The following is a 13661-nucleotide window of genomic DNA, read 5'->3' on the forward strand; positions in this document are numbered from 1 at the left end:
TCGACCCCCCATCTTGCGACACTCCACCCCTGGAAGCTCAAGCGATTATCGGGGTGAAGTCAAAAGGAATAGCAAAGAGCGTGGGCCCCTCCGCGTCAAGAACCCTGGCCGAAGGCCCCGGGGTGGATCTCGTCACGCGTCGCGATGTACTGCTGACGCACCGCCTGTCCCGTCGCCAGTTCTTCGCCGGGCTCGAAGATCTGCGCCGCGGCGCCCTGCCAGGCCGGCGGGGTGTGCGGGGCGAGCGAGCCCTGGGAGACGCCGAGCGCCCAGGCCGCCTGCCGCGCCGCGCCGAGTGCCGCGTATTCGGCGGGCTGGGGCACCACGACCTGGGTGCCGAAAATGGCCGGCGCGGCCGCCTGCACGGCGGGCAGTTCGGCGGCGGCGCCGAGCAGGAACACCCGCCGGACGTCGACCCCGCGCATCCGCAGCACGTCCAGGGCGTCGGCGAGCGAGCAGAGCATCCCCTCGAAGGCGGCCCGCGCCAGGTGCTCGGGTTTCATCGACTCGCGCCGCAGCCCGGACAGGGTTCCGGCGGCATGCGGAAGCCGGGGCGTGCGCTCGCCTTCGAGATAGGGCAGCAGGACGAGACCGCAGGCGCCCGGGGTGGACTTGAGGGCCAGCGCACTGAGTTCGGCCAGGTCCTCGACGCCGAGCATCTCCGCCGTACCGCGCAGGGTCCGCACGGCATTGCTCGTATGCACGACCGGCAGATGCATCCCGGTGGCGTCGGCGAAGGACGTAATCATCCCGCTCGGGTCGGCCAGCGCCTCGTGATGCACGGCCATGACCGAGCCCGACGCGCCGAGCGAGACCACCGCGTCGCCCGCGCCGACGCCGAGCCCGAAGGCGGCCGCCATCGTCTCGCCCGTACCGGCGGAGATCAGCAGGCCCTCGGGGGTGGTGCCCGCCGCGTCGGAGGGCCCGAGCACCTCGGGCAGCGCCACCTGGTGGCCGAGCGCGAGCTCGATCAGATCGGGGCGGTAGAAGCCGGTGGCGGCCGACCAGTAGCCGGTGCCGGAGGCGGCGCCGCGGTCGGTGGTGCGGCGCGCGGGCCGGCCGAGCAACTGCCACACCAGCCAGTCGTGCGCCTGGAGTATCCCCGCGGTGCGCTGGGCGGCGTCCGGCTCGGTCCGCGCCAGCCACCGCAGCTTGGCCACGGCCTGAGCGGCCTGCGGCACACACCCGACGGCCTGCGCCCACGCCTCCCGGCTGCCGAGCCCGTCGATGAGATCGGCGGCGGCGACCTGCGCCCGCTTGTCGTTGCCGGTCAGCGCGGCGCGTACGAGATTGCCCTGGGCGTCCAGCGGCACGAGCCCGTGCTGCTGGGCCGCGACACCGATGGCCTGCACTCCTTCGAGGAGCCCGCCGGTCGCGGCCTCGCCGAGCGAGAGCAGCCAGGCCTGTGGATCGACCTCGGTCGCCTTCGGCTCGACCGGGTGCGGGGCGTACCCCTGCCGCAGCACGGCACCCGTGTCCGTGTCGCAGACGACGATGCGAGTGAAGGCGGAAGAGCTGTCCAGCCCGGCGACTATCCCCATGGTTGAAGATTCTGCCGCACGCGAGGGGCTCCTGGGACGAGGGTGGCCGGGACAACGGTGTCGGAGGTCGCAGGGGTCGTGCCCGTGGGGCCCGTGGGTCAGGTGTTGCTGGTGCCCCAGTCGTCCTCGGCGCCCGGGCCGCGTTCGCGCAGGGAGCGCACCCGGTCGGCGACGGAGGCGGGCATCTTGTCCCCGAGCTTGTCGCTCACGGCGTGGAAGGCCTTGCCCGCTGCCTCGCGCGAGGTCTGCGCGGCCGACTCGGCGGTGTTCCGCACCGCGGGGTTCTGCGCCATCTGACGTGCGGACTTCTTCAACTGCTCGTAACGCTCGCGCCCTGCCCGGGTTCCGAGCACGTATCCGAGAGCCAGTCCGGCGGCGAACGTGAGCCGGTATCGCATGGCGGTCACCCTTCCCTAGCGTGTGTGCCGCGCCTACCCGCGCGGCCCCGTGATCACCCGGGGCGGAACCGATTGGCGGAGCACCCCCCTGCTTGCGCTAATGTATGTGTCGCAGCGAACGCACGCCGCCCGGGACCACCCCAGGTAGGTACGTTCGATGCAACGAGGCATTCCCCTGTAGCTCAATTGGCAGAGCAGCCGGCTGTTAACCGGCAGGTTACTGGTTCGAGTCCAGTCGGGGGAGCTCGATCTCCTGTAGCTCAATTGGCAGAGCAGCCGGCTGTTAACCGGCAGGTTACTGGTTCGAGTCCAGTCGGGAGAGCAGCGGAATCGGACCCTTCGGGGTCCTTTTTCGTATCCCGTGGAACCGCTGGGATCCCCGCGAAGTCCTCATGGGCGTGCGAAGCCGACCATCCGAGGCAGGAGATCGTATGAGCGGCTATGCTGCGGCAGACGGCGCGCACAAATGTGCGCGACGCGCCGTTAGGGGCGGTAGCTCAGCCGGTTAGAGCAGCGGACTCATAATCCGTCGGCCGTGGGTTCGAGTCCCACCCGCCCCACTGCGAGGCGCAGGTGCAGAAACGATCTGGCCTGCGCCTTTGGCGTTTCTGGTGGGTGTGCGGCTTCCGCCGGGGAGGTGCCTCCGCGCCCCACCGAGGACGGACGGTGACCTCCTTCGGGCGATCACCCGCACGGCCCCCTTGGCCCTGAGCGCGTGTGTCGCACGGCCGCCGGGCGGGGCCTCGCGATCCCGCCCGGCGGCCCTCCATGGTGCTACGGCTCAGCCGTCATCCGCACATCGGTGCAGCCGCGTTGCTTCGCCTCGTGGTCCGCGAACGCCTTCAGGGCGGTGTTCGCGAAGTCGGGGGAGTAGTGGGGGGCGGGGTAGGTGATGTCGTTCCCGTGCACCTCCAGGAGGTGGGTGATGACGAAGGCGGCGGGTTCGGTGGACTGGGGGCACTTGGCGATGGCCGAGGCGTAGGTCCTGTCCTCGCCCGGAGACGTGAGCCAGCGGGTGGCTCCAGCGCGGAACATCTTCGCGCTCGTGCCGTAGAAGGCGTACAGCCCGTACCCCGGCTTCGTGGAAGGCGTGGCCAGATAGCAGTTCACCTGGGGAGCCTGGGCGTCTGCCGGGTACTCCATGGCCTGCGGGACGTCGTGCTGAGCCGCCATCGGAGCGAGGGTACGCAACGCGGCGCAGGAGCCGGTCGACTGGCCGAGGGGCTTGGCCGGGTTGGGCCTGGCGCCGTAGGGAGGCGATGACACGGTGGTCAGCTTTTCGCCGCCGCTCGCCTCACAGCCGTACTTCGCCGCCGTCTTCCGGGCGGTCTCCGTGGTCACCCTGCCCAGTCCCGTGAGGGCGGCAGCGCTTTTTGACGGGGCGAAGCCCGGTGCGGCGAAAGACCCGTAGGCGACGAGCGCCTTGCTCCTGTCGTTCCGGCAGTCGAGTGCGACCTGAACAGCCGCACTGCCGTCATTGCGCACGATGCCCGACCAGCCCCCGCCGAGCGGCGCGACCTGCCCCATGGTCCCGTTGTCGAGGTCGGAGCTGGAGGGAAAGGCCTCCAGGGACGAGGGCTTGGTAGTGCTCCAGCGTAGAGACATCTCCAGAGAGCCGTTCCTTCCGGAATCCGCCCTCAGCACCAGGCAATGGGCCAGGTAGCCGTCATCGAGATCAAGGGGTTTTGCGCGTAGTTCGGAGGAATCCAGAGCCGTGGCGAGTTCGCCCTGTGCCAGGATTCCGCCGCAGGCCTGGTCCACCGATCGGCTGTTGCGCCAGGAGTCGTATATGCCGGTGCTGTAAAGGACTTGGGCCACTATGGCCAGAACAGCGATGAATGTCCCCGCGTACCAGCCGGGGTGGATTCGTCGGAGTCTGGAGATCTTCTGCATGGTGCTCATTCTGTCGAGAGCCGTTTCACGGGGCGTCAGCGGTCGGCGCGGAGGTAGATGAGTGTGCCGTTACGGCCCTTGTCGTATTCGCCCTGGGCGCCGCGGAGGATGAACTTGGTGTAGTCGCTGTCGATGTCGTGGCCGCGGCTCTGCCCCCACAGCCTGACCATGTGCTCCGCGTCGCGCTGTCCGGCCTCGTAGGTCTTGGCGTTCTCACTGGTGGCCGCGAGATTCGCCTCGGCCGTGTGCTCCTTGTTGGACTCGTACGTCCACAGGTCGACGGCCTTCGTGGCGACATCTCCCACAGGGCTGAGACTGGACACGGGATTGAACATCAGTGCCGTGCTGAGGGAGGAGCCGATTCCATGGTTGAAGTCGGCTGCCCACTGGGTCTTCTTGAACCGCTCGTCGAAGATGATGTCCGACCGGATGGCGTCGTAGCCTCCTATGGCCCGTGAGGATTCGGCTATGCGGTTTGTGATTGTGGTGTTGTCCGCGTCCTGCGGAATAGCAGCCAGGACGTCGTGAGAGTATTTTTGCTCCGCGCCGTAGAGATGTCCGAAAGCCTCGGGATCATCGGCTATTCCGCGCATGAGTTGTGCCAGGTGGTTGGTTGAGACCGCCATGTGCGCGCCGTCCTTGTCGGACCAGACGCGGCCTGGATCGTCCTTGAGGATCTGGTAAGTCGAATCGTCGTTCGCGAACGTCTGGTGCGTATCGGCTGTGTACGACGTCAGGATGTGCGCCAAAGGCTCGGTGAGGTTCTTCGGCAGCTTCTGGGCGTGGTTGTCCGCGTTCAGCGTGTCGATCGTCTGCTGAAGAATGCTCGCCTGGGCCGTGGAATGGTGTCCGACAGGGTGATAGGCGCCTGGCGCGTTTCCGGTCGTCGCGGCTTCCAGGGCGGCGCCGAAGCCCTTGCGGACGTCTCCGTCCTCCACGGTGACCGGCATACCCTGCGTGGTGCCGCCGGGCGGGGTCGCGAAATGGTCGACCACGGTGTCCCAACTCCGGCCGTGCAGCAGATACTTGAGGTTGTCGCTGTGGGCCGGGTCCAGGTACGCGGTGCTGGTCGCCGGGTCGTGGGACATGATGCCGAGGACGCCGTCGAGCGGGTCGTTGGCGAACCAGCCCCGGTCGCCGCCGCTGAACTTGTCCCGCAGCGACCAGACCGAGTCGAGCTTCCCCTTGGCCAGGTACGACGTCTCCGCGTGCCGTATGTCGTCGGCGGTGTCCTTGAGGAACTGGCCCGAATAGCCGTCCCCGTGCTGCATCAGGGTGACCAGGCTCTGGTACCCGCGAACCCGCTCGTTCGGGATCTTGCTCAGGCCGTCCAGCTTGAATTCTTCGGTGCCGGCCTTCTGCATGTCGCTGCGGAAGCGCTTGTAGAAGGCGGAGTCGGGATCCTTGGTCGCCGTGGAAAGTGTCGTGGCGAGGCCCTTCTGGATGTCCAGGTACTGGCCGCTCTGCTTCTTGTCCTTGTAATAGGCCAGGCTGTCGAGGGAGTTGGACAGCTTCAGGGTTCCGTCGGCGCCCAGGTTGTCGAGCAGGGTCTGGCTGAACACCTTGTCACTGGAGTTGTCGCGGAAGAGGCGCTGCAACTCCTGGTAGTCGTGAGCGGTCGCGTCTCCCGAATCGACGCGCAGCGCAATGTCCTTGCCCTCGTCCGCCTCGTACTGCTCGATGTCGCCTTTGGCCTGCCCGTTGAACCCGTTGTTGGTGCCGTCGGTGATGACGGAGTCCTTGACGACCTCGGTGAGGGCCACTTCGAACCCCTCGTCGGCGTCGCACACACTCCGTACGGCGTTGTCGATACGGGACTGCCAATTGCCCGCCTTTTCCTGTGCGGACCGCTGGTAGTCGGGGTCGTGGTGGTAGGCGCTCAGCTCCGACGGGTCGAGTTTGGTGGTGTCGAACGTGACGTATCCCGTGGGCGAGACGGTCATGCCGTCCTTGACGGCGGCATCCCGTTCGGACTCCACCTTCTTTCGGAGGTCGACGAACTGTGTGTGGGCGTCTCTCAGGAGCGAGGCCATTGCCTTGGCCTCGGTCTGGGCCTTCTTGTACTCGTCGAGCGTGATGTCGAACATGGCGTTCGCGGCCCGTGAACTCTCACCCACCCACGACGTGGGGAGCGTGATGGTGTGTACCTTGTCGTGGTACAGCGTCTCGTGTTCCTTGAACCTCCCCGCCATTTCGTCCCACTTCGTCGCCGCCGTGGTCAAAGTGGACAGATCGGTTGCCAGTATCTCTTGGTATGTGGGCATGTATGGGGTCCTGTGTGTCTGCGAAACGCGAGGCGGATCAGTAGAGGTCCATGGGGGAACCCGGGCGCGCGATGCCGTGCTTGATCCCGAAGTCGGTGTTGTACAAATGCGTTGCGGCACCGGTCAGCGCGGACTTCTCGTAGCTCAGGCGGTTCATCAGGGCCTGTACCTGTTCGCCCCAGGTGTGGTGGGCCTTCTTCAGGGCGCCGGACGCCACCCAGCCGTGGCCGTCGTGGGGGCCAAGTGCCTTGACGACGTTGGCCGTTGATTCGTCGGCGTGGGCGCCGGAGTCCTTCGTTTCCCGTTCGAGGTGGTTCCCGATGGTGTCGGCGGCGGCCTTCTTCGCCTCCGGCGTCGAGACGAGATCCGACTGGCCCGTTCCGGTGAGGAGCGGGGGCGGCAGGGGCTGGTGGTCCAGGCTCATGCGGGACGGGCCGCCGGGCTCACCGGTCGTATCCATGGACATGCGAGATCTCCTGAGTCCGTTGGCGGCGGCCGACCGGCGTGCCGCTTCGGGCCGAGGCCGCCTCATGACTGACAGGTTCTTGATCCTATGGAGGGCTGGGCGCCACAGGTGGGGCACGAAGGTGCGGGCGGGGCATGTGGGGGAATCGTGTGGATGGCACAGCGAAGGCCCCCGGCGGCTGGCACGGGCCGTGCGGTTGCCGGGGGCCTCTGGACTGGGTCTGGGGGTTACGAATCTTTCACAGGGCGGACTGGAAGGCCGACGCGCTCGGCGCGTTGCCGGCGGTCGTGGTGATGCGGTCGAGCGCGGTCGGGACGTGGCCCGCGTGCTGGGCCGCGGCGCGCGCGGTGAGCGGTACGCGCCGGGCGGTCTGAGGGGTGGCGGTGCGGCGGGCGGCGGCGGAGATCAGGGTGTTCATGGTTGGCCTTCCGGCGAGATGCGTCGCCGCCCCCGCCTGATGAAGGCGGGGGCGGCGACGACGCTGACTGATCGGGGGAAGCGTAGCGGCGCCCAGGGGCTTCGGCGCGCGCTTGTAGGCGTGGCATAAGGATGGTCCACGCAACCGGATCGGGCCCCTGCGCCCCCGACCTGAGACGATGCGCGACCGGGGGCATGTCCAGCGCCTTTGCACCCGCCCGGACACCCGGCTCCGGTGCGTTGACCCGCTCGGGCTACGACACCCTCGGTGAGGGCCGTGATGGGCGGCCGGGGGGTGCGTGAGGTGAGCGCATGGCCACCCTGGGGCGCGCCCCCTGTGAGGTCGCCCCTACCTGGGTGCTCGCGGTGGGAGTTAGCATCCCGCGTGACCGAACAAGCCGAGCAGCCCGCCCAGACGCCCGTACCGCCGAGTGCCGCCACCCGATCCGGTACCGGGGCCGACCGGGCACCGGGCTCCGGGGAGATACGCGAGGCGCGGCGGCGGATATTCGCCGACCTCACGCCGTTCCGGATATCGCCGGACTACCGCAGGCTCTGGTTCGGCAACATGGTGTCCTGGGTCGGCAGCGGCATGACCGCGCTCGCGATCTCGCTCCAGGTCTACGACCTCACCGGCTCCAGCTTCTACGTCGGACTGGTCGGCATCTTCACCCTCGTACCGCTGGTCGCGTTCGGACTGTACGGCGGGGCCATCGCCGACACCGTCGACCGGCGCAAGCTCGGTCTGTACAGCGCGCTCGGGTCGGCCGCGCTCTCCGCGGCGCTCGCGGCCGGTGCCTTCGCCGGGGTCGCGAACGTGTGGTTCCTGTACGCGATCATCGCGCTCCAGTCGATCTGCCAGGCGCTGAACGCCCCCGCCCGCTCGGCCATGATCCCCAAGCTGCTTCCGCCCGAGCAGCTGCCCGCCGCCAATGCGCTCAACTCCATGATCATGACGACCGGCACGCTCGTCGGGCCGATGCTGGGCGGGCTCGTCGTCGGCTTCGCCGGGTACAGGACGGCGTACCTCATCGACGCGATCACCTTCGCCGCCTCCCTGTACGCGATGTGGCGGCTGCCCGCGATGCTGCCCGAGCGGACCGGCGCCAAGCGGGCCTCGGTCCTGGACGGGCTGCGGTTCCTGGCCACCCGGCCCAATCTGCGCATGACGTTCTTCAGCGACTTCTGCGCGATGATCCTGGCCCACCCCCGTGCCCTGTTCCCGGCCGTGGCCGTGCTCTGGTACGGCGGCGACGCCCGCACCACCGGCCTGCTCGTCGCCGCCCCCGCCGTCGGCGCGCTGCTCGGCGGGGTGTTCTCCGGCTGGCAGGGACGCATCCATCGGCACGGGCTCGCGGTGCTGATCTCGGTCGGCGGGTGGGGCGCCGCCATCGCGGTGTTCGGGCTGACCCGGCAGCTGTGGCTCGGCCTGTTCATGCTCGCGCTCGCCGGGTTCTCGGACACCGTGTCCATGGTGTTCCGCAACACGATGATGCAGGTCGCGGCCCCGGACGACATGCGCGGCCGGCTCCAGGGCGTCTTCATCGTGGTGGTCGCGGGCGGGCCCCGGCTCGGCGACTTCCTCGCCGGTACGGTCGCCGACCTCACCTCGCCCGCCGTGATGGTGGTGGGCGGGGGCATCGCCTGCGTCCTCGCGGTGACCGTGCTCGGCCTCAGCCGCCGGGGCTTCGCGCGCTACGACGCCCGCAACCCCGTCCCGTAGGCCACGCCCGCGCCCTGGTAGGCGCCGATGTTCGGCGGGGAGGCGACGGGATTGCCGAACCAGTCCCGTACGACGCCGTCGGCGACGGGGGTGCCTGCCCTCAACGCCGGTGACTCCGGGCGCAGTCGTACGTCGTACGGGCCTGCCGGAGCCGGGGCGGTGAAGGCGGGGTCGGCGGTCACGGGGGAGTGGTCGGAGGGCGGCGCCGCGCCCACGCCCCGGTACAGGTTGTGGTCGTAGGTGTTGCGGGGGTCCGAGAACGGGGCGCCCCCGGCGGCGCTCGACACGAAGACGTTGTTGCGGAAGGTGACGTTCCCGGGCCCGTTGTCGCTGACCATGGCCGTGCCCGGCTGGTTGGTCACGATGGTGTTGTCGTACACCTGGGTGCGTGTGGAGGGCCCGCACACCACCGACACGATGCCGTAGGGCGCGCTGCGGTTGCGGTCGTCGACGCTGATGTTGTGGCGTACGGCGTTGTCGGCGGAGGTCATGCCGCCGCCGTTGCAGACGAGCAGGAAACCGCCCTCGTTGTCGTGGCTGTAGTTGTACTGGTAGACGTTGCCGTTGTTGCCGCCGTCGATGTCGAACGCCATCGAGTCCCGGGTGCCGTGGCCGTGCGCGACCTCGTTGTACTGGTAGCGGACGTGGTCCGAATTCCACGCCCACAGACCGGCGTTGTAGCCCGCGGAGCGCATGTTGAACCCGTCGACGGTGTTGTGCTCGGCGAGCGCGCCGTCCGCGTTCTGGATGACGATGCCGTCGCCGCCGGTGTCGGTGACGCGGTTGTTCTCGATGCGGAGTGCGGTGATCGGTACGAACGTGGTGCCGGGGCCGCCGGGGTGCTCGGGGCGGCGGCCCCAGGTCGACGAGGTCCCGATGCCGGTGCGGTCGACATGGCTCACGGTCGAGCCCGTGACGGTGACGTCGTCGAAGCCGGTGGGGGTGGCTGCGCCCTGCACCGCGAAGAGGATGCCGCCGGACGGGTCCGGGTCCTTGAAATCGGCGCCGTTGACGTCGTGCACGTCCACGTCGCGTACGGCGTAGTGGTGGCCGGTGCCGAAGTCGGTGAGCCGGACGAGGATGCCCGCGCGGCGGGCGGTGGTGGTGGCGGGGCCGGTGTTGGACACGTCCAGGTCGTGCAGTTCCCACTGCTGGACGTTGTCGAGGAGTACGGCGGCGCGGGCGCCGCTGCCTTCCAAGTGCGGCTTGCTGCCGGTGCCGCTGCCGTACGCTCCGGCCGATATGGGGGTGCCGGGGGTGCCCGAGCCCCTCGGGGCGAAGGTGCCTGTGCAGGTGGTGCCGCGGCTGAAGAGGATCCGGTCGCCCGGGCGGTACGTCCTGGCGCTTGCCTTGGCCAGGGTGCGGAGGGGGTTGGTGGGGGTGGTGCCGGGGTTGTTGTCGTTGCCGGTGCGGCAGTCCACGTAGTAGGTGGTGGGGGTTTGGGGGGTGGGGGCGGCTTGGGCGGGGGCGGTCAGGAGGGTGAGGGCGGTGAGGGCGGTGAGTGCGCCCAGGGCCGGGAGTGGGGGCGGGTTTCGTCGCGTCATGCGGGTGAGGATCCCCTGGGGGGGTCGGCTTCCCAACCGGGCGTTCGCGAAAGTCCAAGGGGTCGGTCGGTTTGTCCGGGGGGTGTTGGCCCGCCCGCGCCCCGGCGTTGGTGGGCCCGGCCCGTCCTGGGGCTCCGCCCCAGACCCCGATGCCCCGCCCCACCCCTTCCCGAGACCCGCCGGGGGATGTTGTTCGGGCGCGCCCCGGTGGTCGTGCCCTGGGGCTCCACCCCAGACCCCGTTCGCGCCTGAAGGGCGCTCGTCCTCAATCGCCGGACAGGCTAAAGATGCTCGGTCCTGTCGGCACCGATGCCGCTGGGGGGCGCGGGGAACTGCGCGATCAGCCATCCGCGGGCCGAGGTCTCCGTCAGTCAGCCCCTCCGGCGTTTGAGGGGCGGGGGTCCGGGGGCGGAGCCCCCGGCACTGGGTGCGGAGCCGCAGTCAACCCCACCCCCGGAGGCCACGCGGCGGAGCCGCGGAGTGTTGCAGCGGGAAGGGGCGGGGTGGGGGAACAGTTACGCGCCCAGTACGCCCCTCGCCACCCCCAGTTCCACCAAATCCTGGGGGCGCAAGCGGAGTTGGGAGGCCGTGCTGCGCACCTCCGATTCCGGTCGCTTCAGGATCGCCGCCGCCAGCTCCGGCGCGATCACCGAGAAGTAGCTGTCCGCCGTCACCCACGTGCGGTCCGGGGACGTCAGGGCCAGGGCTCCTCCCGAGCCGCCCTCGCCGATCACCAGGGTGGTCACCGGCACTCTCGCGGAGGCCAGCGCCGCGAAGGCGTCGGCGATCGCGGCGCCCTGGCCCGCCCGTTCCGCCGCCGCGTCGTTCGCCGCGCCCGGGGTGTCCACCAGGGTCAGGACCGGGATGCCCAGACGGTCGGCCAGGCGGATCAGGCGGGCCGCCGTGCGATAGCCCGCCGGGGTGGTCGCGGTGCCGGTCTGCGCTGCGTACGCGTACGCGATCCCCTCGTGCAGACCGAACCCGCACAGCATTCCCGGGTCCACGCCCCCGCACCGGTCGCCCGACAGCGCCTGTCGGTGGGGGAAGTACGCGTCCAGGTAGGACTCGGCCCGTGGGCGCTGCGTCGAGCGGGCCCGGGTCACCGCTTCCCAGCCGTCCGCCGGCAGGGCCGACGTCCCGAACGCGGCCGGCACCGGCGCCGGGCCCGGGTGGTCGGCCCCGGTCAGCAGCGTCAGCCAGCCCGCCAGCACCGCCCGCAGGTCCTGCTTCCGTACGATCGCGTCGATCTGGCCCGCCGCCAGCTGGCCCTCCGCTCCGTACGCCGCCGGGTCAGCGTCCGCCGGGCGTACCCGGGAGCCCGCGAAGCCGATCTGGGCCCCCGGCAGGGCCAGGATCACATCGGCGCCCGCGCCAAGGGTGGCCCAGCCGCCGCCCGTCGTCGGGTCGCGCAGGACCGCGATCTGTGGGAGACCGGCTTCTCTGAGCAGCGCCGACTGCCGTGCCACGCGCTGGAGTTGGGTCAGCGCCAGCATGCCCTCCTGCATGCGGCTGCCACCCGTGGCGATCAGCGACACCAGCGGAAGGCGCCGCTCGCGCGCCCTCTCGTACGCCGCCTCCAGACGGTCGCCCGTCCGCTGCCCCAGCGACCCGCCCAGGAAGCCGAACTCGAAGGAGAGCAGCACGCATGGCCGTCCTTCGACGGTCGCCGTGCCGCAGATCACCGATTCCTTCTCGCCCGTACGCTCCGTCGCGCGCGCCCGAGACGCTCCGTAGCCCGACCAGGCGAGGGGGCCGTTCTCCGGGAAGTCCCCCTCTGCGACCTCCAGTTCCTCGAAGGTCGTCGCTACCGCCGTGATCGCCTGCCTCGCCGACATCCGCTCAGACATGCAGGGCTCGCTTCATGATCTTCCCCATGTCGTTGCGGGGGAGTTCGGGGAGGTAGTGCACCACGCGGGGACGTTTGTGGGGCGACAGCTGGGTCGCCACGTGGTTGGCCAACTCGGCCTTCTCTGGAGGGGATTGGGGGTCCGTCGGCACCACCCATGCCACGATGCGCTCACCCAGGTCCGCGTCCGGCTCGCCCGTCACCGCGGCCTCGCGGACGCCCGGGTGGTCGAGCAGCGCGTTCTCGATCTCGCCCGCGCCGATCTTGTAACCGCCGCTCTTGATCAGGTCGGTGGCCTTGCGGCCGACGATCCGTACCTGGCCGTCCTCGTCCCGGCTCGCCATGTCGCCGGTGCGGAACCAGCCGTCCTCGGTGAAGGCGGCGGCCGTCGCGTCCGGCCGGTTCAGGTAGCCGCTGAACAGGTTCGGGCCCCGTACCTGGATCTCGCCGATGCCGTCGGCCTCGTCGGCGAGGCGCAGTTCCACGCCGGGCAGCGGGACGCCGACCGTGCCGGGGCGGGCCCCGCCGTCCGCCCTCGCGGCGCACAGCATGAGGGTCTCGGTCATGCCGTACCGCTCGATCACCGCCCGGCCGGTCGCCTCGGCGATCCTGCGACGGTCGGGCGCGGGGAGCGCCGCCGAGCCGGACACCAGCAGCCGTGCGCCCGCCAGCGCCTTCGCCAACTCCCGGTCCCGGCCCACCGCTTCGGCGATCCGGTGGTACATCGTCGGCACCCCGAACAGCATCGTCGCGCCCGCCGACAGCTCCCGCGTCACGCCCTCCACCGAGAACCGGCCGAGGTGGCGCACCGAGCCGCCGCGGCGCAGCGGGCCGAGGATGCCGAGGATCAGCCCGTGCACGTGGAACAGCGGAAGCCCGTGCACCAGCACGTCGTCGGCCGTCCAGCCCCAGGCGCCCTGCAACGCGTCCAGCGTCGCCGCGAGCGCGCGCCTCGGCAGCACCGCGCCCTTCGGCGGGCCGGTAGTGCCGGAGGTGTAGACGATCAGCGCGGCCGATTCGGCGCCGGGTTCGGGTGGCAGCTCCGTCACCACTCCGGTGAGCGGTACGTCGATGCGTGTCAACTCGGTCAGCGCGGGCGGGAGTTGGTCGTCAGGTGAGGCCAGCACCAGCGTGGGCTCGCTGTCGCCGACGATGTGGGTCAGTTCGCGTTCGCCCGTCTTCGGGTTCAGCGGCACCACGGGGACGCCCGCGACGAGGGCTGCCACCACGCCGACCACCGTCTGCGGGGTCGGCGTCGCCCAGACCGCGACCCGCCCGGCGCCCGCGAGCCCGCGGGCCAGGGAGCCTGCCGCGCCCGCGAGTTCGGCGTGGGTCAGCGACAGCTCGCCGAAGCGGACCGCCTCCCGGGGCTCGGCGGCGTACAGGGAGGGGAAGAGAGGGGACACGTACGGGACTCCTCGGATCTCGACGGCGCGGGCGGGGCCCGAACCGTGCCGGGTCCCAGGTCGTCGACCCTACGCGGCGCCGTCCGGACGCATGATCCGCATCCTGCCGTACGTGTCCCCGCGTTCTGCTGGAGCGAGTCCCCGATCCCTTACGGCAGTGAGA

Annotated in this window: 10 protein-coding genes and 3 tRNA genes; 4 read left to right on the plus strand and 9 right to left on the minus strand. The window is 70.2% G+C overall.

Going from position 1 to position 13661, the window contains the following annotated elements:
* Nucleotides 1–95: 95 nt before the first annotated feature.
* Nucleotides 96–1541, minus strand: a complete 1446-nt coding sequence (locus tag ABD346_RS23570) for an FGGY family carbohydrate kinase (protein ID WP_344377436.1) — start codon at nt 1539–1541, stop codon at nt 96–98.
* A gap of 98 nt (nt 1542–1639) precedes the next feature.
* Entirely contained in the window at nt 1640–1939 is a 300-nt protein-coding gene (locus tag ABD346_RS23575) for a YtxH domain-containing protein (RefSeq protein ID WP_344377694.1), read from the minus strand.
* 171 nt (nt 1940–2110) lie between these two features.
* Between ABD346_RS23575 and ABD346_RS23580 the strand changes: the two genes are divergently transcribed.
* The 3 genes from ABD346_RS23580 to ABD346_RS23590 all read left to right on the plus strand — a co-directional run bounded on the left by ABD346_RS23580 (nt 2111) and on the right by ABD346_RS23590 (nt 2499).
* Nucleotides 2111–2183 (plus strand) — tRNA-Asn (locus tag ABD346_RS23580).
* Nucleotides 2184–2188: 5 nt separating this feature from the next.
* A tRNA-Asn gene (locus ABD346_RS23585) sits at nt 2189–2261 on the plus strand.
* Between the two features lie 164 nt (nt 2262–2425).
* Nucleotides 2426–2499 (plus strand) — tRNA-Ile (locus tag ABD346_RS23590).
* A gap of 214 nt (nt 2500–2713) precedes the next feature.
* Here ABD346_RS23590 and ABD346_RS23595 read toward each other — a convergent pair.
* From ABD346_RS23595 to ABD346_RS23610, 4 genes are all read right to left on the minus strand, one after another.
* The gene (locus ABD346_RS23595) at nt 2714–3832 is read right to left on the minus strand and encodes a hypothetical protein (RefSeq protein WP_344377437.1); all 1119 of its coding nucleotides are present in this window, start codon (nt 3830–3832) and stop codon (nt 2714–2716) included.
* A gap of 35 nt (nt 3833–3867) precedes the next feature.
* Nucleotides 3868–6096, minus strand: coding sequence for a hypothetical protein (locus ABD346_RS23600; RefSeq protein ID WP_344377439.1), 2229 nt, complete (start codon nt 6094–6096; stop codon nt 3868–3870).
* 37 nt (nt 6097–6133) lie between these two features.
* Entirely contained in the window at nt 6134–6562 is a 429-nt protein-coding gene (locus ABD346_RS23605) for a hypothetical protein (protein WP_344377440.1), read from the minus strand.
* Nucleotides 6563–6800: 238 nt separating this feature from the next.
* A complete protein-coding gene (locus tag ABD346_RS23610; RefSeq protein WP_344377441.1) occupies nt 6801–6980 on the minus strand; it encodes a hypothetical protein in 180 nt (59 codons plus the stop codon).
* Between the two features lie 483 nt (nt 6981–7463).
* On the opposite strand from ABD346_RS23610, the gene ABD346_RS23615 reads away from it, so the two are divergent.
* Nucleotides 7464–8702, plus strand: a complete 1239-nt coding sequence (locus tag ABD346_RS23615; RefSeq protein ID WP_344377696.1) for an MFS transporter — start codon at nt 7464–7466, stop codon at nt 8700–8702.
* On the opposite strand, the gene ABD346_RS23620 is transcribed toward ABD346_RS23615, so the two are convergent.
* The 3 genes from ABD346_RS23620 to ABD346_RS23630 form a co-directional block, all read right to left on the minus strand.
* Nucleotides 8675–10246 (minus strand): right-handed parallel beta-helix repeat-containing protein, encoded by a 1572-nt coding sequence (locus tag ABD346_RS23620; protein WP_344377443.1) that lies wholly within the window; start codon nt 10244–10246, stop codon nt 8675–8677. The genes ABD346_RS23615 and ABD346_RS23620 overlap by 28 nt on opposite strands.
* A 515-nt stretch (nt 10247–10761) precedes the next feature.
* Nucleotides 10762–12093: a carboxyl transferase domain-containing protein gene (locus tag ABD346_RS23625; protein WP_344377444.1), complete on the minus strand. Its 1332-nt coding sequence runs from the start codon at nt 12091–12093 to the stop codon at nt 10762–10764.
* Nucleotides 12086–13498, minus strand: a complete 1413-nt coding sequence (locus tag ABD346_RS23630) for an acyl-CoA synthetase (RefSeq protein WP_344377447.1) — start codon at nt 13496–13498, stop codon at nt 12086–12088. The genes ABD346_RS23625 and ABD346_RS23630 overlap by 8 nt, the downstream gene beginning before the upstream one ends.
* Between the last annotated feature and the right edge of the window lie 163 nt (nt 13499–13661).

This window comes from Streptomyces mauvecolor, from assembly GCF_039532965.1.
GTDB classification, from domain to species: Bacteria; Actinomycetota; Actinomycetes; order Streptomycetales; family Streptomycetaceae; genus Streptomyces; species Streptomyces violascens.

Excerpts from the sequence above, each read along its gene's own strand:
- ABD346_RS23570 (WP_344377436.1), bottom strand. The coding sequence starts at position 1,541 with ATGGGGATAGTCGCCGGGCTGGACAGCTCTTCCGCCTTCACTCGCATC.
- ABD346_RS23575 (WP_344377694.1), bottom strand. The coding sequence starts at position 1,939 with ATGCGATACCGGCTCACGTTCGCCGCCGGACTGGCTCTCGGATACGTG.
- ABD346_RS23595 (WP_344377437.1), bottom strand. The coding sequence starts at position 3,832 with ATGCAGAAGATCTCCAGACTCCGACGAATCCACCCCGGCTGGTACGCG.
- ABD346_RS23600 (WP_344377439.1), bottom strand. The coding sequence starts at position 6,096 with ATGCCCACATACCAAGAGATACTGGCAACCGATCTGTCCACTTTGACC.
- ABD346_RS23605 (WP_344377440.1), bottom strand. The coding sequence starts at position 6,562 with ATGTCCATGGATACGACCGGTGAGCCCGGCGGCCCGTCCCGCATGAGC.
- ABD346_RS23610 (WP_344377441.1), bottom strand. The coding sequence starts at position 6,980 with ATGAACACCCTGATCTCCGCCGCCGCCCGCCGCACCGCCACCCCTCAG.
- ABD346_RS23620 (WP_344377443.1), bottom strand. The coding sequence starts at position 10,246 with ATGACGCGACGAAACCCGCCCCCACTCCCGGCCCTGGGCGCACTCACC.
- ABD346_RS23625 (WP_344377444.1), bottom strand. The coding sequence starts at position 12,093 with ATGTCTGAGCGGATGTCGGCGAGGCAGGCGATCACGGCGGTAGCGACG.